Annotated in this window: 1 protein-coding gene; it reads left to right on the plus strand. The window is 69.3% G+C overall.

What is annotated here, in order from left to right:
- Positions 1-556, plus strand: a 556-nt coding sequence (locus Msi02_RS42835) for a hypothetical protein (RefSeq protein ID WP_373308371.1), incomplete at its 5' end; no start/stop codon positions are given.
- Positions 557-577: the final 21 nt, after the last annotated feature.

Here is a 577-nt window from a genome sequence, read left to right on the forward strand (position 1 = left end):
GGCCGACGACGACCCCGGCAACGGCAAGGGCATCGACGTGTCGGTGAAGATCGAGCCCGTCACCACCCCCGGCCAGGTGTCGATGACGGTGGCCGACAACGGCGGTGTGTCCCTGCAGGAAAACGGGTCCAACGCCACCGCCCGTCAGTTCGTCGGCACCCTGCCGACGGTCACGGTGACCGACACCCGCAAGCCCGAGGACATCCCCGCCGGTGACTTCTGGGCGGTCGTCGGCCAGGCCAGCCAGTTCACCGCGACCGGCAACTCCTCGGCGACCATCGGCCCCGAATACCTGGGATGGAAGCCGCGCCTGCTGACCGACTCCTCCACCGGGGCGGTGTCGGCCGGTGAGCCGGTCTCCAGCGTCATCTCCGACGGCTCCGGAGCGCCCACCGAGGGTCTCAAGGGCCAGGAACTGCTGGTGTCGACGGCCAACTCCGCCGACGAGATCGGCACCTGGCAGGTCAACGCCGACCTGGCCCTGCGCACCCCCGTCGACGTCGCCGCCGGGGAGTACCACTCCACCTTGACCCTTTCGCTGTTCAACCAGTCCTGAGCCGAAAGGCCGGACCTCATC

This window comes from Microbispora siamensis, assembly GCF_016863095.1.
Taxonomy (GTDB): domain Bacteria; phylum Actinomycetota; class Actinomycetes; order Streptosporangiales; family Streptosporangiaceae; genus Microbispora; species Microbispora siamensis.